Here is a 22,472-nt window from a genome sequence, read left to right as displayed (position 1 = left end):
TGGGGAACTCGGTCGAGGCGATCGGCGGCATCGTCATCCTCGTGGTCGTGCTGATCCTCGCGACCATCCCGCTGGTGGTGTGGCTCACGACCAAGCTGCTGCTCGTGCCCTCGGTCCTGGTGCTCGAGCGGGCGACGTTCCGCGAGGCGTTCGTGCGATCCTGGCGCCTCACCCGCGGCCGGTTCTGGACCGCCTGGGGCGTCACCTTCCTGATCGGCGCGATCATGGGCGTCGCGATGCAGCTGGTGAACCTGCCGGCGACGCTGCTGGGCTCGATGTTCAGCACCGTGATCGCTCCGACCGGATCCGCCGACACCGGAGCGATCATGGGGTTCGTCTTCGCCCTGCTCGCCCCGCAGATCCTTCTGCTGGTCCTGCAGGCGATCACGCTCGTCGTGCAGAGCACCGCAGGCACGCTCGTCTACCTCGACAGCCGGATGCGATACGAGGGCCTCGACCAGGCCCTGATCGGCCACGTCGAGCGCCGCGATCTCGGGTGGACCGAGGAGCAGCTGGGCGATCCGTTCGTGATCGACCCGTCGAAGGCCGTGACGAGCGCGCCCCCGCCGAAGCAGGTGCCGGAGTGGGCGATGATGAGCGCCGGCTACGGGACGCAGGGGTACCCGGGTCAGCCCTACCCTGCGCAGCAGCAGTACCCGGCGCAGCAGCAGTACCGGGCGCAGCAGCAGTACCCGGCGCAGCCCTATCCGGCACAGCAGCAGTACCCCGCGCAGCCGTACCCCGCGCAGCAGCCGCAGCAATACCCGGCGCAGCAGCAGTACCCGGCACAGCCGCCGTACTCCGCGCCGTCCGCTCCCCCTCCCGCTCCCGCCGCGCCGCCGGCCCCGCCCGCGGCGAGCGCGGAGTCGACCTGGGCGGCCCCCGGCACCGGAGGTGAGGGTCCGGCATGATCCGCCTCCTCGACGATGTGCGCGTGCCGGACGGCGACGAGGCGAGGCGGTGGGCCGAGCAGGAGCTCGCGGATCCCCGCTACGCGGACGCGAAGCCGACCTGGTTCGATCTCATCGCCCGGGACATCGGCCGGTTCCTGGCCGATCTCTTCAGCGCCGACAACGGCGCGAGCGTCGGCCCCTCGGCTCTGATCATCGTCAGCATCATCGTCTTCGGCGCGCTCGTCGCCGCTCTGATCATCTGGGGCCGCCCGCGGCGCTCGCAGTCGGTCCGCGCGCTCCGGGGCGGTCTGCTCGGCGCCGAGGACGATCGGTCGGCGGCCCAACTCCGCACCGACGCCGACCGCGCCGCCCGCGCCCAGGACTGGGACGAGGCGACCATCCTCCGATTCCGCGCGCTGGCGAGAGGTCTGCTGGAGCGCGACCTCATCGACCCGTCTCCCGGTGCCACCGCCCAGGCCATCGCCCGGGAGGTCTCCTCGGTCTTCCCGCTCGAGACCGACCCGGTGCGTCGCGCCGCGGTCTCGTTCGACGATGTGCGGTATCTGCGGCATCCGGCGACCGCCGAGCGCTACGCCGAGCTCGCCGCGACCGATGAGCGGCTCAGCTCCCTGCGCCCCGACCTGGTGCCCGCATGAGCGTGATCGACCACAGCGTGGTCACCGAGCGGGATGCGAGCGGCCCGGAGGTCGCCGATTCGTCGACGGCCGAGCAGCCACACCGCCGCCGACGCCTGAAATCGCTGATCGGATGGCTGATCGTCGCCGCCCTCGTCCTCGGCGGCGTCTTCGTCGCGATCCAGGTGGGCGTCCGGATGCCGGACCAGCGCGGCGCCCTCGACCCCGAGAGCGTGGGAGACTCGGGCGCCATGGCCCTCGCGCAGATCCTCGAGCAGCAGGGTGTGGAGGTGTCGGTCTTCCGCTCGAGGACCGACGCACGTGCCGCGCTCGACGCCGACACCACTCTGGTGATGGCCAATCCGTACACGCTGAGCGACGAGGGGATCGCCGACCTCGTCGAGCCCGCCGGCCGCGTGGTCTTCCTCTCCAGCAGCACGCACCTGCTGAACCTGTTCGAACTCGGAGCGAACGCCACCCCCGACTCCGCGCCCGTGGCGGCGGGGTGCGATGCCGCCGAGTTCGCGGATGTCGGCACGATCCGCCCCGATCGGCTTTTCACCCCCGCCGACGGTGTCGAAGGGTGCTTCGGAACCGACGCGTCCGCTGTGCTCATCGACGACGATGCCGACGCGACGCGGATCCTCGTCGAGGGCGCCCGACTGTTCAGCAACGCCTATCTCGCCGACGACGGCAACGCCGCCCTCGGCGTCGCTCTTCTGGGACAGACCGATCGTGTCGTCTGGTACGTGCCGAGCTTCGGCGACACGGACATCGAGGGCGAGACGCCCGACACGCTCGGCTCGCTCACGCCGGGATGGGTGACGCCCGCCATCCTGCTGCTGATGATCGCCGGCCTCGCCGCCGCAGTGTGGCGCGGCCAGCGCTTCGGTCCGCTCGTGTCGGAGACGCTGCCGGTCACGGTGCGCGCCTCCGAGACGATGCACGGGCGCGCGCGGCTGACCGCGAAGGCGGGCGACGCCGTGCACGCCTCAGAGGCGATCCGCGACGGCAGCAGGCGCCGGCTCGCACGACGACTCGGACTGGCCGTGACCGCGACGCCCGAGGAGATCGCCGACGCGGCATCCGACCGACTCCGCATCCCGCGCGGCTCGCTGCACGAGCTGCTCGCGGGTCCGCTGCCCGCCGACGATCCCACCCTGATCGACCTGGCTCGGCGCCTGGGCGAGCTGGAGCAGGCCGTCGACGCCTCCACCCTCATCGAGCGGAGGGACGAGTGAGCGCTCGAACCCCCGTGACCGCCATCCCTTCACCGCTACGGAAGCCGAGGACACCACGTGACCGCTGAGAACTCCACCGACGCCGAACTGCGTCAGGCCATGCACCGCGTGCGCATCGAGGTCGACAAGGCCGTGGTCGGCCAGGCGGGCACCGTCACCGGACTGCTGGTCTCGCTGCTCGCTCGCGGTCACGTCCTGCTCGAGGGCGTGCCCGGTGTCGCCAAGACCCTCGTGGTCCGCTCGTTCGCCCGGGCCCTCGGCCTCGACACCAAGCGCGTGCAGTTCACCCCCGACCTCATGCCGGGCGACGTCACCGGCTCGCTCGTGTACGACGCCCGCACCGGCGAGTTCGACTTCCGCGCGGGGCCGGTGTTCACCAACATCCTGCTCGCCGACGAGATCAACCGCACACCCCCGAAGACGCAGGCAGCGCTGCTGGAGGCGATGGAGGAGCGGCAGGTCTCGGCTGACGGCATGAGCCGCCCGCTGCCCGATCCCTTCCTCGTCGCCGCGACCCAGAACCCGATCGAGCACGAGGGCACCTACTCCCTGCCCGAGGCGCAGCTGGACCGCTTCCTGATGAAGCTCGTCGTCGGGATGCCGGAGCGCGACGCCGAGGTCTCCGTGCTGCGCAAGCACGCCTCCGGGTTCTCGCCCCGCGAGCTGACGGGTGTCGAGGCCACGGTGTCGGCGGACGAGATCCGTGCCGCCCAGGCCGCCGCGGGCAGGGTCGAGGTGACCGACGATGTGCTCGGATACGTCGTCGACCTCGCCAGAGCCACGCGGCAGTCGCCGTCGGTCGAGCTGGGCGCGAGCCCGCGCGCGTCGACCGGCCTGCTCGCAGCCGCGAAGGCCTGGGCCTGGCTCAACGCCTCGTCGGCGGTCACCCCCGACCACGTGCAGACGATGCTGGTGCCGGTCTGGCGTCATCGACTGCAGCTGCGGCCGGATGCGCAGATGGAGGGCGTGTCGGCGGATGCCGTGCTGACCTCGGTCGTGCAGCAGACGAGGGTGCCGATCTAGGTGTTCGTCACCGGTCGTCTCGCGCTCGCCGTCGCCGTCGGCATCGTTCCCGTCGTGCTCGCCGGGCTCGCGGGCTATCCCGCATACGCCGCTCTCGGCATCTGGGTGGGGCTGTGCATCCTGCTGCTGGTCGTGGACGTGCTCACAGCGCCCAGCCCGCGCACGGTCGTCGTCACCAGACGCGTACCGACGCGTACGCGACTCGGCGAGCCGGTGCCGGTGAGCGTCGCTCTGCAGAACCTCGGCTCCCGCACCCTGCATGCACTGATCCGCGACGCGTGGCAGCCCACGGCCGGCGCAGACGAGGGCCGACAGCGGCTCATCGTGCCGCCGGGGGAACGACGTCGCGTCGCGATCCCGCTCCTCCCCCGCCGTCGTGGCGAGCTGTCCAGCGAGTTCGTGATGATCCGCTCGCAGGGACCGCTCGGGCTCGCCGGCCGACAGGCCCGCCACCGAGTGCGCGGCACGATCCGGGTGCTGCCGGCCTTCACCTCGCGCAAGCACCTGCCGTCGCGTCTGGCCCGTCTGCGCGAGCTCGACGGCAACACGAGCATCCAGGTGCGCGGCCAGGGCACGGAGTTCGATTCGCTGCGCGAGTACGTGCGCGGCGACGACGTGCGCTCGATCGACTGGCGAGCGACCGCACGGGCCGGGACCACGATGCTGCGCACCTGGCGTCCTGAGCGCGACCGACACGTGGTGATCATCATCGACACCGGGCGCACGGCCGCGGCCCGCGTGGGTGACGGGACGAGGGTTGACGCGGCGCTGGAGGCGTCGTTGCTGCTCGCGGCCCTCGCGGCACGTGCCGGTGACCACGTGCACCTGCTGATGTACGACCGTGTGGTCCGCGCGCGCGTCACCGGCGTCGACGGCTCGGCGCTGCTTCCCGCACTCACCGACGCCATGGCGCCCGTGCACGCGCGTCTGGTCGACACCGACTGGCCCGGCGCGTTCGCGGCCGTGCGCACTCTCACCACCCGCCCCGCGCTGATCGTCGTGCTCACCGCACAGGACGCCGCGGAGTCGGCACGCGGGTTCCTCGGGGCCTTCCCCGATGCCACGAGGGCCACCTCCATCCTCGTCGGATCCGTGACGGACGACGGCATCGCCGACCTCGCGCAGAGACGCGGCTCCCGTGAGGAGATCTATCTCGCGGCCGCGGCCGAGCGCACGATGCGCGATGCCGAGAACGTGGCGGATGCCGTGCGTCGCGCCGGTGGCGAGGCGATCGCCGCCGACCCCGAGACCCTGCCTCCGAGGATCGCCGACCGCTACCTGGAGCTCAAGGCCGCCGGGCGTCTGTGAGCACGGTCCCGCCCGTGATCACGGTGTCTTCTGTGAGCACGGACTGACGCGGGGTCCGCGCGCTCAGCCCGCGAGCAGTCGGGGCGTCCCCGCCTCGTACTCGATGAGGTCGCCCGTCTCGCCGCGGCGGTGCGCACGACCTCCGATGACGACCATGTAGATCAGGAAGGCACCGAGCGCCGCGGCCCCGATACCGATCTTGAGCGGCCAGGGCAGGGCCCACCCGGTGATGAAACCCTCGATCAGTCCGGATGCGAACAACGAGAACACCAACCCGATCGCGACCGTCGCCAGTGCGCGTCCCTCTGCAGCCAGCGACTCGCCCCGGGAACGGTGCCCCGGCGCCACCCAGGACCAGAACAGATGCAGTCCTGCGGCCGCTGCGACGAAGATCGACGTCATCTCGAGGAGCCCGTGCGGGAGGATGTAGAGGATCATCACGTCGACCTTGTCGTGGGCGACCATGACGGCTCCCGAGACCCCGAGGCCCATCGCGTTCTGCACGAGCACCTGGATCGGCCACAGCCCGGTGATCCCGAACAGCACGCACTGCAGGGCGATCCAGGCGTTGTTCGTCCAGACCATCCCCATGAACACGGCGGCCGGGTTGTCGGTGTAGTAGCCGGTGAAGCTCTCGTCGGCGTACTGCTGGAGCATGTCGGGCGGCCCGAGGGTCGCGATGAGGGCGGGGTCGGAGGATATCCAGGCGGCCGTGCCGACGACGACGGCGATGAAGGACACCGCGATGATCAGAGTGGTCCAGCGCAGCCGGTACAGCGCCGCCGGCAGCTGCGACGAGAAGAAGCGGGCGGTCTGGGTGAGGATGCTGTCGGAGGCGCCGGTGAGGCGCAGACGCGCCCGCACCAGGATCGTCGACAGGTACGCGCCCTGCGGCGACTCTCCCACCGAGGTCTTGAGCTCGGCGAGATCAGCGGATGCCGCGCGGTAGCGCACGATCAGCTCATCGACGCCGGCTCCGTCGAGGCGCGCGCGGCTCAGTTGCTCCAGCCGCTCCCACTCGGCGCGGCGTGCATCTGTCAGCGCATCGGCATCCACCTGATTTACTGTACTCATGTCTGCCCCGCTCGATGCCTCCGACGAGGTGCTCTCCGGCGAAGCCGTCGCGATCGACGTGCAGCCGGTGGGCTTCGTCCTGAGGGCGGCCGGAGCGATCATCGACCTGCTCCTCGGACTCGGAGTCTTTCTCCTGACCGTGTTCCTGCGGATCTGGCTGCTCAACCTGGGGCTGCTGGACGAGGCGACGGATCGCATCGCGACGGTCGTGTCGATCGTGATCAGCTTCGTCGTCCTGCCGATCACCATGGAGGTCGCCCTCAAGGGCCGCAGCCTCGGCAAGCTCGCGGTGGGCGGGCGGATCGTGCGCATCGACGGCGGGGCGACCGGGTTCCGCCACGCGTTCATCCGTGCGCTCCTCGGCGTGCTGGAGATCTATCTGACCCTGGGAAGCGTCGCCGTCCTGGCGGGGGCGTTCAGCGCTCGATCGCAGCGGCTGGGCGACATGGTCGCGGGCACGTACAGCCAGCGGGTGCGCGCGCCCACGCTCGTCGCGAGCGTTCCCGTACTTCCGCCGATGCTGGCAGGGTGGGCGCAGATCGCCGACGTGGCGAGGCTCCCCGACCGGCTCGCCCGGCGCATCTCGCAGTTCCTGCAGAGCGCACCCCGCATGGTCCCCGCGGCCCGCGCACGCGTCGCGCAGGACCTGCTCACCGAGGCCGCACCGTTCGTCTCCCCCCTGCCCCCGGAGGCGCCGGAGATCGTGCTGGTCGGGATCACGGTCCTCCGTAGGGAGCGCGAGGGCCGCGCCCTGCAGAACGCCGACCGTCGAGCCGAGAAGCTCACAGGACGGCGCGTGGGCGTCTGAGGAGGCCTCTCCCGACCGCAGCGCGGAGTCGTGTCCGGCGCGCCCGGATCGGCCCCGGACGCGTCCAGGAGGATCAGGCCCGCAGAGCCTCGTGCCGCACGACGATCCAGCCGGAGGGCACCGAGAGGCGATCGGCATGGGGAGCGCAGAGATCGTGCGAGTGCGGATGCCCCGCGAGCCCCAGAGGGCCGAGCGCGGCCATCTGGTCGCCGTAGTCGTAGGTGATCGTCGCCACGGCTTCTCGCGCGCAGCCGACCTTCGAGCAGAGTCGTCCGTTCATCTCCGCCAGGCTACGTCGCCGAACGGAGCTCGTCCGGATGCCGCGCCGCCGCCGCTCGCAGACTCGGCTTAGACTTTCGCTATGCCCCGTCGCCCCCGCACCTCCGACTCGCCGCGCCGTGGGGCTCGGCACGGACGGCACGGCCGCGTGGGCCGCAGCGAGGCCGTGCGCCCTCCCCTCGCCCCGCTCGACGGCCGCATCGATCGCTTCGACCTCACGGTCGGCACCGCGGTGGAGTTCCTGCGCGGAACCTGGCCCGAGCTTCAGGAAGTGAGATTCGAGATCGGCGGGATGCCGGACTTCGACGCGACCGACGAGGTGCCCCGCTGGCACCTGGACCATCAGCAGCAGCGGATCGTGCTGTTCCGACTTCCGATCGAACGCCTGCTGCCTCCCGGACACGACGACGTCGCGCACCGCAAAATGGCGATCGAGAGCGCCGTCTTCCGCGCCGCGGCGGAGTACGTGGGCCGCGAACCCTGGGACTTCGGCGGCCACGACCACTGATGCGCCGCCGAGGCGCCGCCCGGCGTCAGGGATAGACGGTGATGCTCTGCTGCGTGCCGGCCGCCGGCCACAGCGGCCAGACCGCGAGCGCACCGGTGTCGGTCATCGTCACGGAGGCATGGATCGGGCCGGACCCGGTCAGCGAGTACACCGTGCGCGGACGCACCTCGATCGACGACGACGAACCGGCCGGGACCTCGACCTCGACGGGCTCGCCGCCGGCGACGGGTTCGACCTGCACCGTCGCGTCGACGTCCTCGGTGTTCACGAGCACCAGCCGGGGAGCGGGCCCGAGCGGGATGGCCGCGAGCACCTCGTCATCGATCTCCGGTGCGGGCAGCACCCAGGCGAAGTCGTCCTGCGGGCCACCTCCCTCCTGCTGGCGGACCCCGGAGAGCACCGGGGTGTCGGAGTCGACCCGCACCGTGTACTCCCCCGGCGCCAACGCGGACAGGGACAGTTCGGTCGGCGCGCCCGCCGTCAGGGGTACGTCGAACGTCCCGGCTGTCGCCGCGGATCCGAGAGCGTTCACGGTCACGACCGCCTGCGCATCAGCGTCGGGAGACATCAGGCGCACGACCGTCGAGTCCCCGTTGTCGCCCTGGGTCTCGAAGAGCCGGACCCCCGGGAGCACCGCGTGCTGCTGCGGGGCGGCCACGGCATCCTGCAGGTCGACACCCGCGGGATCCAGCGTGCGGGTGAGCGAGGACTGGAGAACGGCGCGCACCGGTGAGCCGGTGGCGGTGACATGCACCATCGGCAGATCGGATCCCGCGGCGAGCGAGGTCAGCGGCACGGCCGACTGCGACTCGGCCGGCACGATCACGGTGCGCGACGCCCGGACGGAACCGTGGGCGACAAGGGTGACGGTCGAGGGCACGACTCCGGGGTTCGTGAGCACGATGAGGTCCTCCGTGCCCGTCTGCACCGAGCCGCCGACGATCCAGGAGTCCTGGCTCGCGGGACGGCAGGGCGCGGCGGCCAGACCCGAGAGATCCTCGGCGGCGAGCGAGATCGACTCGGTGGCGGCCAGCAGCGGCGCCACACGTCCCTCCACCGCTCCGACCAGACGCTGCGCGGAGCCCCCCTCGGCGAGGTCGTCTGCGACGAGCGGGGTGGTCTCGGCCGACCCCGAGGATCCGGCGGCCGAGAGGGCCGGCGACCCGGCCGTCACCATCTGGAAGGGGTTCGCGGGGTCACGGCCGATGGCCCGGAAATCGCCGTTGCACACGAGCACCGTGTCGCCGGGCAGCGGCGTCACCTCCGCGCTCGCGGGCTCGTGCTGAACCGACGGCCAGGGCGCGGTGACCCCGAGCACCACCGCGACCACGCATGCGCCTGCGACGACCGCGCCGGTCAGCAGGCGGGCACCGGTCGCAGCCGCTCGGAATGCGCGCGTACCGCTCATGACCGCTCTCCCTCATGCGTCGTCGAACCGGGTTCATCGGTATCTGAACCGGACTCCCCGTCGGCGGAGACCGCCTCGGGTGCCGGGGCACCGCCCGTGCCCTCTGCCTCGGCGGCATCAGCCGGGCCGGCATCGGCCACCACGGTCCCATCGGCCACCGCGGTCCGATCGGCCACCGCGGTCCCGTCTGCCTCGACGGCGCCCTGCGGCATCCCTCGTCCTTCGACCGACTCCGCGACCGCGGCGGGCACGACGGGGATGTCGTCGTCCCGATCCTCCGGGTGCCGGGGAAGGACCAGAGGCTCCTCGGGCGCGCGACCCACGATTCGCGAGGTGGCACGGGCCGCGCGACGCGACGCACGCGTCGGCACCGAGAGCAGCAGGGCGGCGAAGAGCATCACGAACTGCAGCGTGACCACGAGGCGCGACGTCGCCTGCTCGCCGCCGGAGAGCGAAGCTCGCGGGGATGCCTCGGACTCGAGACGGTAGAGGACTCCGCGATCCGTGGACCCGGCCGGCACGAATCCGGCCCGCTGGTCGAGGGAGCTCTCCGCCGATGTGCCCAGTGCACGGGCTTGATCGGACTGCTCGTCCGACGCGCTGGACAGCAGGACGTAGGAGATGCCGGCATCCCCCAGCTCCCCTGCCGCGTCGAAGTCCCGGGCCGAGAGGAGATCGACGGAGAGTGTGGTCAGATCGGTGCCGCGCAGCTCCGTGGCCGTCGACAGGATCGTCGCCTGGGCCCCCAGCGTCTCGCTCCCGCCCCAGACGACCTCGGTCGCGAGCCCGCCGTCGTTCTGCGGGGTGAGGACGAGGGTGCCGACGGGACGGTCGGCCCCCGCCTGCGCAGCCACATAGGCGGGGAGCGTCGAGACGGGACCGTCACGGAGTGCGGATTCGTCGGAGTGGGTGGCGGCGAGCGCGGGAGCAGCGCACACGGCGATCGCGAGACCGGCCACGGCAGCGCTCACGAGGCGCACTCGTGGCGCGGTCAACGCGGTGTCGAGGGTGACCACCGCGGCTCCGGTGAGACCGATCCAGGCGACGCTCAATCCGGCGCCGGGCCAGATGGCCACCGGCGTACCCTGCGCGAACGATACCGAGATGCCGACGGCCAGGAAGGCCGTGGCGAGACCCGACAGGGCGACGACGAGCAGTGTGATGCCCGCGCGCCACCGTGGCGCGACCGCGGACACCAGCGCGAGCACGGCGAGGGGGGCGAGCAGAAGCCCCGCCCAGGGCGCCAGGTCCGTACCGAGCCAGCCGGTCCATCCGGCGATTCCGCCCGTGGGGAAGCCCGAGGCGAGTGCGAGGCGACCGGCGGCGTCCGCCGCGACCTGAGGCCCCGCCCAGATCGATCCGGGGTCCGCGAGCACGGCGAGCAGAGTCCCGTGCCGCACCTGCCAGATCACGAGCGGCGCGAACAGCGCGATCGCGGGAACCGGCAGCCACAGCAGCCGGACAGCCCCACGGAAGCGGGCGGAGGCGAGGGTGATCCCCAGAGCGACGACCCACAGGAACAGAAGCGCGGGCGCCAGCGAGGGTGCACACGCGAGGACCGCGGCGAACAGGAGGGATGCCGCGCCCGACGCCCCCCAGGAGCGATGCGTCACGACGGCGGCGTGGAAGAGCCAGGGCAGAAGCAGATGCACGAGCACCCCGGTCGGGCGGCCGTCGACCAGGGCCGTGAGGAAGGTCGGCGCGAGCGCCCAGACGACACCCGTGAAGATGCGGAGGCCCGAGCGGTCGGTGACGCGGGTGGCGGCGAACCATCCGCCGAGGACGGCGAGCGGCAGAGCCAGAATCCACAGCAGCACGAGCGAGAACGACGGCGCTCCCGGCCACAGCGACCCCAGGACGGCGACGACCGCGGCGAACGGATCGGCCGGGCCGACGACATCGGCACCGAGACCGCGCAGCCCCCAGGCCGCGTCGTCCCAGAGCGCCCCGACGGTCGCGCGCAGGGGAAGCAGGCCGCCGCCGCCGAGCACAGGCCAGGCGAGAACGGTGGTGAACGTCGCCAGACTCACGACGAGAGCCGCGAGCACGGCCCAGGCGCCGCCGCCCGAGAAGAACCGCAGCTCGCTCACGGCTCCGCCTTCGCTCCCGTGCCCGTCGTCGAGGCGACGCCGCAGGTCGCCTCCGCTGACCCGCAGGGGGGCGATGCTCGCCCAGCTCGAGGTGCGGAACGAGCGGATCCGCCGGCGTGATCGTGCGATCGCACCGAACCGGACCATCGCGGTCGCGGCGGCACCCCACTCGGGAGCGACGGCCTCGGGGCGCTTGCCGACGAGATGGGTGATCGATCGCCAGAGAGCGAGCGGGAGCAGCGCGAGCCAGTGCAGAGGCACCGCGAAAGCGGGCGCGTAGGCGAGTCTGCGGTGCAGCTGAGCGAGACGCGTGACGAACGCGCGCCTGCTCCGCCCTGTCGGCAGCGCGGCGGGACCATCCGGCGAGACGGACACGCGCGCGGCCGGTGCGAGCACGACACGACCGCCGCCGAGGCGTGCGCGCACGCCGAGGTCGAGCCCCTGGTCGGCCCCGGCGAGTGCGGCATCGGGGCGCAGCGCGTCGCGCACCTCGCCACGGATCAGCATTCCGCGGATGTCGGCTCCGAGGGCGTCGTCGCTTCCGTCGTGCTGACCCTGATCGAGCTCTCCCGCGGCCAGCTCGACCGAGCGCCCGAGCGTCGTCATGCTGACGCCGAGCGAGACGATCTCACGATCGTTGTCGGTGTGCACGAGCTTCGGGGCGACGATCGCCGCGGACGGCGAGCGCTCGAGCATGCCGACGAGTCGCTCCAGGGCGCGACGGTGAGGCGCGGTGTCGTGCGCGAGCAGCCAGACGGCGCTCCCCTCGGCGATCCGCGGGCGGGCCAGCTCGACGGCATCCGCGAAGGAGGTGGTGCCGCGCGCCTCGATGATGCCCTCGACGGCCGCCGCGACGGCTGCGCTCTCCCGGGCGGATGCGGCATCACCGCACATCACCAGAGTGACGGCCGCAGGCGGGGTGGTCTGCGCACGCAGCGCGTCGAGCGTGCGGAGCAGCTGCGCACGGGCGGAAGATCCTGGGCGCGCGACGATGATGGCGTGAACTCGGGCTGGCATGACGTCGTCAGCCTAGGCGTGCCCCGGGCCTGCGCTGCTCAGGGCACCCGGCGTGGCCGCGAAGCGGTCCGCGTGGATCACGTCGGTCGCCGACGGCGACCGGACGCGGTGTCAGCTGGCGCGGCGCTTCAGCTTGCGGCGCTCGCGCTCGGAGAGTCCGCCCCAGATACCGAAGCGCTCATCATTGTTGAGCGCGTACTCGAGGCATTCGCCGCGCACGTCGCAGGAGGTGCAGATGCGCTTGGCATCGCGGGTCGAGCCGCCCTTCTCGGGGAAGAACGCCTCGGGATCGGTCTGCGAGCACAGCGCGTCGGCCTGCCAGGCCAGGGCGCTGTCATCCTCGGCATCTGTCTTCCGGACCCCGGGGACACCGAGGTTGATCGGATCGACGAACCAGTTCTCCGGTACGTCTGAACGGTAACCCGTCATCTCGCTCTCCAACCCCTGAATATCCGCCCCCTCGGCGGGCCGCGCAGAACTAATTACACCCGTGTCATTCCCATCGGTCAAGTCGTGGATCGTAAACCCTCAATCCGATCTTGAAGGTTCTTGAGCCTCGCACGGCGTGTCGCGCGGCGGGTCGAGGTCAGTCCGTGCGTGATCCGGGAGACGCCACGAAGGCCTCCCCCGCGCCGACGACGGTGAGGCGTCCCTCGTCGGCGGTCGCGAAGGCCGCGGTGCCGATCGGGACGTCCCGCGTCTCGCCGTCCGCGCCGCGCACCTGCACCCGTCCGGCGGTCGCGAGCACCATGGTCGGTCCGTCCACCTCGACGTCCACGTCGGCGCCGTCGAGCGCGATCCGTCGCAGCGCGAAGTCGGCGACCGGGACCGGATATTCGGTGACCGCGCCGACCGCGTCGGGGCGGAGCACCGGGACCTCCCCGGTGGTGGTGTCCAGGATCCCGAGGAGCTCGGGCACGTCGATGCGCTTGGGCGTGAGACCGCCCCGGAGCACGTTGTCGCTCGCGGCCATGATCTCGACGCCGAGACCTGCGATGTACGCGTGCAGCAGTCCTGCCCGGAGGAACACGGCCTCACCCCGCTGGAGCACCACATGATTCATCAGCAGTGCGACCACGACGCCCGGGTCACCGGGGTAGGTGCGCGAGATGTCCGCCACCGCACGCAGCGCGACGCTCCACCCCCCCGCATCGGACGCGGTCACGGACCGCACCGCGTCGATCACGTCGTCGACGGCGGCCTGCGCCTGCCCGGAGAGGAGCCAGCCGATCGTGTCACGCAGGACGTCCCCTTCTCCGCGAAGACGCGCGGCGAGAGCGCCGACACCGGCACCCGCGCCGAGCGCATCCAGCAGGCGCAGTGTGTCGTCGACCGGACGAAGACCGCTGAGCGACTCGAAGCGCTCGCTGAGCGCCACGATCAGCTCGGGCTTGTGGTTGTCGTCGCGGTAGTTGCGCGTCGGGTCGTCGGAGGCGAGAGCGGCCTCCCGCTCCCATCCCGCCCTGGCCTGCTCGATCGTCGGGTGCACCTGGATCGACAGCGGCGAGGCTGCCGCGAGGAGCTTCAGCAGGTAGGGAAGCGAGCCGCCGGTGACGGCATCGAGCGTGGATCCGCCCTCCACATCGGCCGGATCCCCAGGATGGTCGCCGAACCACACCTCCGCCTCCGGAGCGTCCGAGGCGGCGCGGCCCTCGAGTTCGGCGAGGAGCGTCTGCGACCCCCAGGCGTAGTCGCGGGGCACATTCGAGAGACTCAGCAGCATGTCACCAGAGTATTGCCACGGATGCCGACGGGCCGCCAGCGCCACCCACAGGTGCGGCGCCAGTCGCGCGCGGTAGCCTGAACGCGATGGCGCATTACACGAAGCATCCGGTCGCGGCCCCGCCCCGCGCGCCCGAGCGCGAATCGACGGGGCATCTGGTGTTGCGCGGATTCGTGATCATGATGATGCTCGCCGCCTTCGCGCACTCGGCGATCTACAACGTCGTCGGCGAGATCGGCGCGTTCATCACCCTGATCGCCTTCCTCATCGCCACCCTCGCCATCGGCATCCCGATGATCGCCCGCCGCCGACCGAGCGCCTTCCCCTGGCGCCGGCTCCCCTGGGCGGCCGTGGGCTACACGGCGCTCGCACTGCTCTCGGTCGCCTGGTCGCAGTGGCGTGGCGCCACCGTCATCACCTGGGTGCTGCTCGCGACGGTGACCGTCGGCGCACTGTTCATCGTGCAGGTGCTGACCTGGCACGAGATCGTGCGCGCGCTCGCCTCGACGTTCAAGTGGATCCTCGGCCTCTCGCTCGCGATCGAGCTCTGGGTCGCTCTCGTGGTGCACGAGCCGATCCTGCCGAACTTCTTCGTACGCCCCGAGGGCGACCTCGACCCGCACTGGTACTGGGTGCGCGGGAACCTCCTGGACGGAGGCCGTATCCAGGGCATCGTCGGCAACTCGAACATCATGGCGATCATCTGCCTGTTCGCGCTGCTCACGTTCGGGGTGCTGTTCGCGGCGCGCACGCGGTGGCGCACGACTCTCGCGCTGTGGTCTCTGCTCGCCGCCTACTTCCTGCTCCGCGCGGGGTCTGCCACCGCGTACGCGTGCGCCGCGGCCGCCGCACTCGTACTGGTGGTCGCCCTGCTGATGCGCCGCGCCCGCACTCCGGGCGCACGCACGCGGCTGTACGTGATCTTCATCGGCGGCACGGCCGTCGTGGGCGCAGCGCTGTGGCTGCTGCGCGAGCCCCTCTTCGCGCTGCTCGGTCGGAGCGCCGACCTCACGGGTCGATCCGACCGGATCTGGAGCGCGGTCCTGGAGCGGGTCGCGCAGCATCCGCTCTTCGGCAACGGATTCTCCAGCCCCTGGGTCCCCTTCGACCCGGCATTCCAGGGATGGATCGAGGATCACGGCATCACGGTCTTCCACGCGCACAACATGTGGCTCGACGTGCTCATGCAGCTCGGAGTGCTCGGCGTCATCCTGATGGCATTCGCCTACCTCAGCCTGCTGTGGAGGTCGTGGTTCTTCGCGATCGACCGGCCACGGTGGGACCTGGGTGCCGATCGCCCGTACTCGGCCCTCACGCTGCTGCCGAGCCTCTTCACCGCCGTGCTGCTCGTGCAGGGACTGACCGAATCGACCCCGATCATGCTGTGGGGCTGGATGCTCCTGGTCATGTTCTCATTCAAGATCAAGGTCGTCCCCCTGGTCGGCATCGGCGAACGCGAGCGCGTGATCGAACGCGGCGAGAGAACCCGGCGGGTGCCGTGACCTCGACGCGCCGACTGCCGGACCTGCTCGGCTCCGCAGAATTCGCCCGCGCCTACACGATCGCGGTCCTGACCGCGGTCTTCGCCTCCTTCACGATCGAGCGGGCGGCGTCCGCGGTGACCCTGGGGACGGTGATCGCCGCTCTGTGCGGCCTGGGGGCCGCGATCCTCTGGGTGCGGCGGGAGGAGCTCTCGCTCCTGCGCATCGCACCGTCATCACTTCTCGCCTTCCTGGCCTGGGCGGCGATCAGCCTCGCGTGGAGCACGGACAAGTCCGACACGATCCTCGGGTGGCTGGAGCTGGTCGGATTCGCCTTCCTCGCCATCACGGTCGGCCACATCCGCGACACCCTGCAGACCGTGCGCGCGCTCGGCGACACGCTCCGGCTCCTCCTGGTCGTCTCGCTCGGGCTGGAGATCCTCTCCGGCGTCCTGCTCGACACTCCCTTCACCTTCCTGGGGATCCAGGGTCTGCTCGCAGACGGGGGGCCCGTGCAGGGCATCTTCGGCAGCCGCAACATGCTCGGCTTCGTCACGGTGATCGCGCTCATCACGTTCGTGATCGAGTGGCGCTCGCAGTCCCTCACGCCACGCATCGCCGTCCCGTCGATCGGGCTGGCCGCGATGCTGGCTTTCTTCTCCTCATCCCCGACCGTGCTGGTGCTGGCGGCGGCCGTCGGGGTCGTCGCCGTCGCCCTCACCATCGTCCGGCACACGCCCAGCGAACGGCGCACCCTCGTGCAATGGGTGCTCGGAGTCCTGGTCGCCCTGGCACTCGCCGCGGCGTTCGCTCTGCGGCATGTGATCATCGCGCTGCTGGATGCCGGTTCGGACTTCTCCATCAGGGCGACCCTGTGGAACACCATCCTCGACTTCGCGGCACTCAAACCCGTCGAAGGCTGGGGGTGGTTCGGGTCCTGGGCGCGCGGCGAGTTCCCCTTCACGTACATCAACTTCCTGCTCGACGACCGTCATCAGAGCGCGCTCAACGCCTACTTCGACGTCCTGCTGCAGCTGGGCACGGCCGGGCTCCTGCTCTTCCTCCTGTTCGGGGGCATCGCGACCGTGCGCTCGTGGCTCGTGGCGAGCATCCGACGATCGGTCGTGTACGCCTGGACCCCGCTCATGCTCGTCGCCCTCGCGGTGGAGTCGATGTTCGAGAGCTTCACGCTGGTCGGCGCGGGCTGGTTCATGCTCGTCCTGTGCGCGCTGCGTGCGGGGCAATCCCGCTCCTGGCGCGAGAACATCGACGCCGCGCACACGGGTGCGATCCCGACGCTGCGCTCGGAGCGCTGACGCGCTCGAGTCCGCGCCGGGGTTTCCGAGGTCGTCCGGGTAGGCTGTTGTGTGCCCGCGGCGTCCCGCGGACTCGAGCTTCCGGAGATCTCACCTCGTGACACATGTCCCCTTCGACCCGGCGTCCGCGACGATCGTCATCGTCACGTTCAACCGCTCCCACCTGCTGACGGGCCTTCTCGAGAGCATCGCCTCGATGGAACCGAAGCCGGGCCACGTCGTGATCATCGACAACGCGTCGTCCGACGACACCACCGAGGTCGTCGACTCGTTCCGCGAGCGCCTCGGCACCGAGCTCGTGTACCGGCGCCTGGAGACGAACACGGGCGGCTCCGGCGGCTTCAGCGAGGGCATGCGCACCGCGTACGAACTGGGATCCGAGTGGATCTGGATGATGGACGACGACGTCGAGGTCGTCCCCGACGGTCTCGCCAAGATGGGAAAGTGGACGCCCCGCTTCAAGAGCATCCAGGGCCGACGCTACGACTACGACGGCAGCGAGTTCTACTGGCAGTACCGCATCGCCGAGCGCATGGGCATCCCGATCCCGTTCGCCCCGTCCGGCTTCGACTCCTCCGGCTACAAGGAGATGAACAGCGGATGCTTCGAGGGCATGTTCATCCACCGCTCGATCGTGACGCAGATCGGCCTGCCCGACCCCAGATTCTTCATCTACTGGGATGACCAGATGTACGGCTGGCTCGCCTCGCGCAGGACCACCGCCGTCATCGTCGACGAGTTCGTGCTGCGGCGCACCCGTGAGATCAAGCAGTGGGACATGGGCATCCGCCACATGAACGCGTCCAGCAACGCCTACCGCTTCTACATCATGCGCAATCGCGCGTACATCAAGCAGTACTACCGCGTGCACGGCACCTACAACCCGGTCCTGTTCGGGCTCGGCACGTCGATGACCTTCGCCAAGGAGCTCATCCGGCTGCTGTTCGTGGAGCGCACCGTGCGCGGCACCAGCAATCTGTTCCGCGGACTCAAAGAGGGCGGCGTGCTCGGACGCGACCGCTCATGGACGCCGATGCCACCCCTGGAGGGCTGACCGACATGACCGACGAACAGCAGCCGGACGTCCGTTGGGCGCCCATGGAGCCCGCCCCGAGCAACCGCGGCCGCATCGCGCTCATCGTGGGGCTCGTCGTCGCGGTCCTCGTCGTCGTGGGGGTCCTGCTGTTCTTCCTCCTCCCCCGGGGCGAGGCACCGACCCCGGACGCGAGCGGGTCGCCGTCGCCCTCCGCGTCCGCGTCCCCCACGGCATCCGCGTCCGCGACCGCGACCCCCGTGCCGACCACCGAGCCCGAGCCCACCACGACGCCCGATCCGGACCCGACGGCACCGGTCACGGAACCTCCGACCGCTCCCGACCCGTCGCTCGGATCCTTCCGCGACAGCGTCAGGACCTGGCTCGACGACTCGCTGACCGGACTCGACATCGTCGGCGAGACCAGCGGCCAGGAGTCCCTCTCGGTGCTCAACACCCTGCAGGCCGACGCGCAGCGTCTCGCGGAGTCCGCCGCCCCAGGGTCGATCGCGACGGAGTGGAGCGACGGCGTCGCCGCGTATCAGCAGGCCCTCACCGACCTGCGCTCGAGCGCGTCAGCAGGAACCCCGTCGTCCGACGTGCTCACGCGAGCCCGCCAGGCCGTGGAGGACCTGCGGACGCTCGTCGAGCTCTGACGCGCGACGCGCCCGCCCGGGCGTCTGGTCCCGCCCGGGAGACCAGTCCCGCTCGGGCGTCTAGTCCCGCCCGGGAGACGCGTACAGCCGTGCGGCGAGCTGTGCCTTCTCCTCGCCCAGCAGGCGCGCACGATCCGGGAAGTCGGCCGCCGACGTGGCGCGCAGCTCTGCGGCGTCGACGTCGTCGCGCAGGGTCCATCCGGTGCCGAGCGTGATCAGCGAACCGTGCTTGACGTCGTAGTACCCCGAACGCGCGTTCACGACGGTGCCCCTCGCACCGGCCGCCGCCGCGAGGAGGTGGAAGTGGAAGCGGGAGGTCAGCCAGTCCTGCCCCGCCTTGGCCGGGAAGCCGTGGTCCCACATGCGGACGAAGGGGAAGAACGGCGCCCCCTCGTCGACGTGCTCCGCGGCGTACTTCGAGTCGTCCGGCGGGATCGCCTCGGCGAAGCCGACTCCCGAGCCGCCGTGCTGCGCCCTGAACGCCTCCACCAGATCGCGCAGGTCGGAGTCGTCCTCATCGTCGAACATGTCGCCCTGGACCAGGACCATCGCGTCGGGGACGTCCTCCTCGTCCGCGTAGAGTTCGCGGCTGTTCGCGAACGCGAGGAAGGCATCGTCGACCCCGGCACGCACTCCGACGGCGTCCGCACTGTCGGCGTCACGCGCCTCCGCGTAGTCGAACTGCGCGAACTGCTCCGCGAGGCGCTCGCGCAGGTCGCCGCTGACCGGCATGAATCCCTGACCGGTGGCGTAGATCCTGATGCCGAAGTCCGCCTTCAGCGTGGTCATCGCCGCGATCACGCCGAAGTTCTCGGGCCAGATCTCGTTCATGTATCCGCCACCGAGCAGATGCACCGACTCCATCCGGCGCAGCTCCCTGAGCCCGAGGTCGTACCGTGGGGATCCGAGGTCGCGCAGCAACGTGCCGGCCCGCTCGCCGGCGGGTTCCGGGTCCGCCGGGCCCGTGTGCGCCATGTGCCACAGCGTGTTCGTCGTCCGCAGGCGCGGGTGGGTGTCGTGGAACAGGTGAGCGGCGCGCCCCGGCTCGATGGTGTCGAGCCATACCTCGCGGTCGGGCTGATGCTCGGCGAGCCAGTCGAGCCAGGAGCGAGTGATGAACTCGTCGCCGAAGTTCGGCTGTCCCCCCGCCGAGACCAGATAGACCGGGCCCTGCGGCGCGGAGAAGAGTCGGGAGGCGGCGCGACGCAGATTCGTCGCCGCGCGCGCAGCAGAGAGAGCCATGGGTGGGACCGCCTCGGGTAGGCCGTGTCGGCGAGAGCGGGGGTACTCGCGCCGTTCCCCCGAGCCTACCGACGATCGCCGCGTGAGGCTCCGGACGCTCTCAGGTCGCGATGTCCTCGTTGTACCGGTCGAGCACCTCGGCGATGGAGGCATCCATCACCAGTGCGCCTCCGTCGAGGTACAGACCTCGCGTGCAGAAACGGCGGAGGTCGCGCTCGTTGTGACTGACGAAGAACAGGGTGCGACCGTCGGCGAGGAGTTCGTCGATCCGCCGATAGCACTTGTCTCGGAACGCCTTGTCGCCGACGGCGAGCACCTCGTCGACGAGCAGGATGGGCTCGTCGAGCTGAGACACCACCGAGAACGCGAGACGCACCTTCATGCCGTTCGACAGGTGCTTGTAGGGGGTGTCCTCGAAACCGTCGAGCTCGGCGAAGGCGATGATCCCGTCGTAGCGACGCGACACCTCGTCTTTCGACATCCCGTGCAGGCCGGAGGTGAGCCGGACGTTCTCTCGCACCGTCAGATCGCCCACGAAGCCTCCGGTGATCTCGATCAGCGGTGCGACACCTCCGTTGACGGCCACCGTCCCCTCGTCTGCGAGCAGAACCTTGGCGACGAGGCGCAGCAGGGTCGACTTGCCCTGCCCGTTGCGACCGACGACACCGATCGACTCCCCCTGCTGCACCGAGAAGCTGACGTCCCGCAGTGCCCAGAACTCTCCGGGGCGGGAACGTCGGGCCGCACCGGCGAAGAGATCCTTGAACGTGCGACCGCCTCGACGGTTGCGCCGGAAGCGCACCCCGAGTCCTGACACTTCGATGGCGACCGGCATCACAGCTCCTTCAGCACGGGGCGCTCGAGGGCGCGGAAGGTCCAGATGCCCAGTGCGAGGATCGCCACGCACATCACCGCGCTGACGATCACGGGCATCGGCTCCCACAGCTCGGGGAAGAACCCGACCCGATACAGGGTGAAGATGCCGGCGAGCGGGTTGAAGGCTCCGATCGTGTGGAAGGGAGCCGGAAGATCGCGGAAGCTGTAGATCACCGGAGAGGCGTAGAAGAGCGCCCGCAGGATCAGCGCCGTCGTGCGCTCGAGGTCGACGTAGAGCACGCACAGCGGCGCCACGAGCAGCCCCAGGCCGACGAGCAGGACGACCTGCATGATCATGGCCACGGGGAACCACAGCAGCGACCAGCTGACGGTCGCCCCGCTGAACACCGCGAACAGCACGAGGACCGGCAGAGACAGGAGGAACTCGATGCCCTTGCTGAGCACGATCCGGTTCACCCAGATCGACCGCGGGATCGCGGTGGATCTGACGAGCCTCGAATCCTTGCGGAAGGCACGTGTGAAGTCCGAGACCGACGAGTTGAACCAGACCCACGGCAGCAGTGCCACGATGAGGAACACGATGTACGGGTCCTCACCGACGCTGCGGTGGAAGATCTGGGTGAAGACGAACCAGTAGATCGCGCTCATCACGAGCGGATCGAGCACCGACCACAGGTAGCCGAGCGAACTCGTCGCGTAGCGCACCTTGAGATCGCGCGCCGACAGCAGCCACAGCGAATGCAGGTACCGTCGAGGCGTGCCGGGCGCCCCGACGGTCGACTTGCTCATGTGACTCCTGTGCTCAGGCCGCCCGAGAGGGCGCGAGGTGCGTTCAGTCCTTCTGCACCTTATCGAACGTCGCCCGCCACTGATCGGGCGAGGTGACCTTCGGGGTGCCCTTCGCGAACTCCTCGGACAGCACCTTCCAGCGCCGCGCCAGAGCGAGGTTGAGCCGGATGCTGCGGAGGAGGAAGCGGTGCATCGTCGAGCGATCACGCTGGTACCAGGCGACGCCGAGCCCGTCGGGCGAGGTCACGAGCGCGGAATCGATGTCGGCGAACCGCCACCAGTTGATGTCCTGCGCCGAGATGATCCGCTCGGGGTTGAGGCGGCTGCCTGGCGACTGCTTGATCAGGAGCTGACGCGCTCCGACCCTGGCGGCGAGCACGAGCGCCGCGATCGGGTTCGTCGGCTTGCGCACGCCGCCGAGGATCGCGAACGAGGAGCGGCGGACGGGCGGGAGCGCGGAGAGGTCTTCGACGACCTTCGAGTCGATGTACGCCGTGCGCATCTCGCGGATCTCGGCCTGCTTGCCCGGGAGCAGATCGGGCAGCACGGCGGGGCCGCGCATGACGTCGCGCAGGGCCTCGTGCCGCAGGCGCACCGCCGAATACTGCAGCATGAACAGCAGCTTGATGTCACCGAGGAAGGAGTGCAGCGGAAGGAACCCGCCGTTGCGGACATGCGAGTGGAGGAGACCGGTGATCACCCGGTTGCGGTGGATGAAGTACTCCTCCCACGTGCGAGTGGGGTCCTTGTCGTGCCAGGCCATGTGCCACACCGCGACTCCGGGCAGGCAGACGGTCGGGTATCCGTGATCGCGCGCACGCAGCGAGTACTCGATGTCGTCGAACTTGAGGAACACCGGCAGCGACAGACCGATCTCGCGGAGGATCGCGGTCGGGATGAGGCACATCCACCACCCGTTGAAATCCGCGCCGAGGTGACGGTGCAGCCCCGGGGTCTCGCGCAGGGTCTCCTCCGCGAAGTCGTGGTCGTACTCGCTGGCGCCGGAGGGGCGCATCCAGGACTTGCGCTGATCCCACACCTCGCCCTGCGTGTACAGGACGGAGCGGTCGTCGAGGTGCAGCATGCCGCCGCCGACGATGGTCGGGGTGAT

The 22,472-nt window shown here is 70.5% G+C and carries 21 protein-coding genes; 11 read left to right on the top strand and 10 right to left on the bottom strand.

The features are described 5' to 3' along the window. From ABTZ43_RS12750 to ABTZ43_RS12730, 5 genes are all read left to right on the top strand, one after another. A partial coding sequence (locus ABTZ43_RS12750) for a glycerophosphoryl diester phosphodiesterase membrane domain-containing protein (protein ID WP_350539096.1) occupies positions 1 to 911 on the top strand: 911 nt, incomplete at its 5' end. Then, positions 908 to 1,549, top strand: coding sequence for a DUF4129 domain-containing protein (locus ABTZ43_RS12745; RefSeq protein WP_350539095.1), 642 nt, complete (start codon positions 908 to 910; stop codon positions 1,547 to 1,549). The genes ABTZ43_RS12750 and ABTZ43_RS12745, both read left to right, overlap by 4 nt. Then, positions 1,546 to 2,769, top strand: a complete 1,224-nt coding sequence (locus ABTZ43_RS12740; protein ID WP_350539094.1) for a DUF4350 domain-containing protein — start codon at positions 1,546 to 1,548, stop codon at positions 2,767 to 2,769. Before ABTZ43_RS12745 ends, ABTZ43_RS12740 begins: the two co-directional genes overlap by 4 nt. 99 nt (positions 2,770 to 2,868) lie before the next feature. Next, positions 2,869 to 3,792: an AAA family ATPase gene (locus ABTZ43_RS12735; RefSeq protein WP_149423526.1), complete on the top strand. Its 924-nt coding sequence runs from the start codon at positions 2,869 to 2,871 to the stop codon at positions 3,790 to 3,792. Then, positions 3,793 to 5,100, top strand: a complete 1,308-nt coding sequence (locus ABTZ43_RS12730) for a DUF58 domain-containing protein (protein ID WP_056416429.1) — start codon at positions 3,793 to 3,795, stop codon at positions 5,098 to 5,100. A 63-nt stretch (positions 5,101 to 5,163) separates the two neighbouring features. Here the strand turns inward: ABTZ43_RS12730 and ABTZ43_RS12725 are convergent, their stop codons facing one another. Next, positions 5,164 to 6,156: a stage II sporulation protein M gene (locus tag ABTZ43_RS12725; RefSeq protein ID WP_056416427.1), complete on the bottom strand. Its 993-nt coding sequence runs from the start codon at positions 6,154 to 6,156 to the stop codon at positions 5,164 to 5,166. A 16-nt stretch (positions 6,157 to 6,172) separates the two neighbouring features. Between ABTZ43_RS12725 and ABTZ43_RS12720 the strand changes: the two genes are divergently transcribed. Further along, positions 6,173 to 6,982, top strand: a complete 810-nt coding sequence (locus ABTZ43_RS12720; protein WP_350539093.1) for an RDD family protein — start codon at positions 6,173 to 6,175, stop codon at positions 6,980 to 6,982. A gap of 73 nt (positions 6,983 to 7,055) precedes the next feature. On the opposite strand, the gene ABTZ43_RS12715 is transcribed toward ABTZ43_RS12720, so the two are convergent. Beyond that, positions 7,056 to 7,262, bottom strand: a complete 207-nt coding sequence (locus tag ABTZ43_RS12715; protein WP_045255456.1) for a DUF3499 family protein — start codon at positions 7,260 to 7,262, stop codon at positions 7,056 to 7,058. A 165-nt stretch (positions 7,263 to 7,427) separates the two neighbouring features. On the opposite strand from ABTZ43_RS12715, the gene ABTZ43_RS12710 reads away from it, so the two are divergent. After that, positions 7,428 to 7,769 (top strand): metallopeptidase family protein, encoded by a 342-nt coding sequence (locus ABTZ43_RS12710; RefSeq protein WP_056419409.1) that lies wholly within the window; start codon positions 7,428 to 7,430, stop codon positions 7,767 to 7,769. Positions 7,770 to 7,794: 25 nt separating this feature from the next. Here the strand turns inward: ABTZ43_RS12710 and ABTZ43_RS12705 are convergent, their stop codons facing one another. From ABTZ43_RS12705 to manA, 4 genes are all read right to left on the bottom strand, one after another. Further along, on the bottom strand, positions 7,795 to 9,177 hold the full coding sequence (locus tag ABTZ43_RS12705) for a DUF5719 family protein (RefSeq protein ID WP_350539092.1): 1,383 nt from the start codon (positions 9,175 to 9,177) through the stop codon (positions 7,795 to 7,797). Next, positions 9,174 to 12,284 carry a glycosyltransferase gene (locus ABTZ43_RS12700; RefSeq protein WP_350539090.1) on the bottom strand — a complete coding sequence of 1,037 codons (3,111 nt, stop codon included), beginning with the start codon at positions 12,282 to 12,284 and terminating at the stop codon, positions 9,174 to 9,176. The genes ABTZ43_RS12705 and ABTZ43_RS12700 overlap by 4 nt, the downstream gene beginning before the upstream one ends. A gap of 111 nt (positions 12,285 to 12,395) precedes the next feature. Beyond that, a complete protein-coding gene (locus ABTZ43_RS12695) occupies positions 12,396 to 12,713 on the bottom strand; it encodes a WhiB family transcriptional regulator (RefSeq protein ID WP_149423305.1) in 318 nt (105 codons plus the stop codon). Between the two features lie 157 nt (positions 12,714 to 12,870). Next, the gene (gene manA / locus ABTZ43_RS12690; RefSeq protein WP_350539088.1) at positions 12,871 to 14,007 is read right to left on the bottom strand and encodes a mannose-6-phosphate isomerase, class I; all 1,137 of its coding nucleotides are present in this window, start codon (positions 14,005 to 14,007) and stop codon (positions 12,871 to 12,873) included. Between the two features lie 86 nt (positions 14,008 to 14,093). On the opposite strand from manA, the gene ABTZ43_RS12685 reads away from it, so the two are divergent. The 4 genes from ABTZ43_RS12685 (at position 14,094) to ABTZ43_RS12670 (ending at position 18,493) form a co-directional block, all read left to right on the top strand. After that, the gene (locus ABTZ43_RS12685) at positions 14,094 to 15,509 is read left to right on the top strand and encodes an O-antigen ligase family protein (protein WP_350539087.1); all 1,416 of its coding nucleotides are present in this window, start codon (positions 14,094 to 14,096) and stop codon (positions 15,507 to 15,509) included. Next, entirely contained in the window at positions 15,506 to 16,804 is a 1,299-nt protein-coding gene (locus tag ABTZ43_RS12680; RefSeq protein WP_350539086.1) for an O-antigen ligase family protein, read from the top strand. Before ABTZ43_RS12685 ends, ABTZ43_RS12680 begins: the two co-directional genes overlap by 4 nt. Positions 16,805 to 16,901: 97 nt before the next feature. Next, the gene (locus ABTZ43_RS12675) at positions 16,902 to 17,858 is read left to right on the top strand and encodes a glycosyltransferase family 2 protein (RefSeq protein WP_056416409.1); all 957 of its coding nucleotides are present in this window, start codon (positions 16,902 to 16,904) and stop codon (positions 17,856 to 17,858) included. A 5-nt stretch (positions 17,859 to 17,863) separates the two neighbouring features. Further along, positions 17,864 to 18,493: a hypothetical protein gene (locus ABTZ43_RS12670; protein WP_350539085.1), complete on the top strand. Its 630-nt coding sequence runs from the start codon at positions 17,864 to 17,866 to the stop codon at positions 18,491 to 18,493. 60 nt (positions 18,494 to 18,553) lie between these two features. Here the strand turns inward: ABTZ43_RS12670 and ABTZ43_RS12665 are convergent, their stop codons facing one another. From ABTZ43_RS12665 to ABTZ43_RS12650, 4 genes are all read right to left on the bottom strand, one after another. Then, positions 18,554 to 19,735 carry a polysaccharide pyruvyl transferase family protein gene (locus ABTZ43_RS12665; RefSeq protein ID WP_350539084.1) on the bottom strand — a complete coding sequence of 394 codons (1,182 nt, stop codon included), beginning with the start codon at positions 19,733 to 19,735 and terminating at the stop codon, positions 18,554 to 18,556. 100 nt (positions 19,736 to 19,835) lie between these two features. Next, on the bottom strand, positions 19,836 to 20,570 hold the full coding sequence (locus ABTZ43_RS12660; protein WP_350539082.1) for an ABC transporter ATP-binding protein: 735 nt from the start codon (positions 20,568 to 20,570) through the stop codon (positions 19,836 to 19,838). Continuing rightward, positions 20,570 to 21,361, bottom strand: a complete 792-nt coding sequence (locus tag ABTZ43_RS12655; RefSeq protein WP_045255464.1) for an ABC transporter permease — start codon at positions 21,359 to 21,361, stop codon at positions 20,570 to 20,572. The genes ABTZ43_RS12660 and ABTZ43_RS12655 overlap by 1 nt, the downstream gene beginning before the upstream one ends. Positions 21,362 to 21,404: 43 nt before the next feature. Next, positions 21,405 to 22,472: glycosyltransferase (locus tag ABTZ43_RS12650; RefSeq protein ID WP_350539081.1), on the bottom strand; the 1,068-nt coding region annotated here is incomplete at its 5' end.

Source organism: Microbacterium sp. NPDC097977 (genome assembly GCF_040302605.1).
Classification (GTDB): Bacteria; Actinomycetota; Actinomycetes; order Actinomycetales; family Microbacteriaceae; genus Microbacterium.
This window is presented reverse-complemented; position numbering and strand designations above follow the sequence as displayed.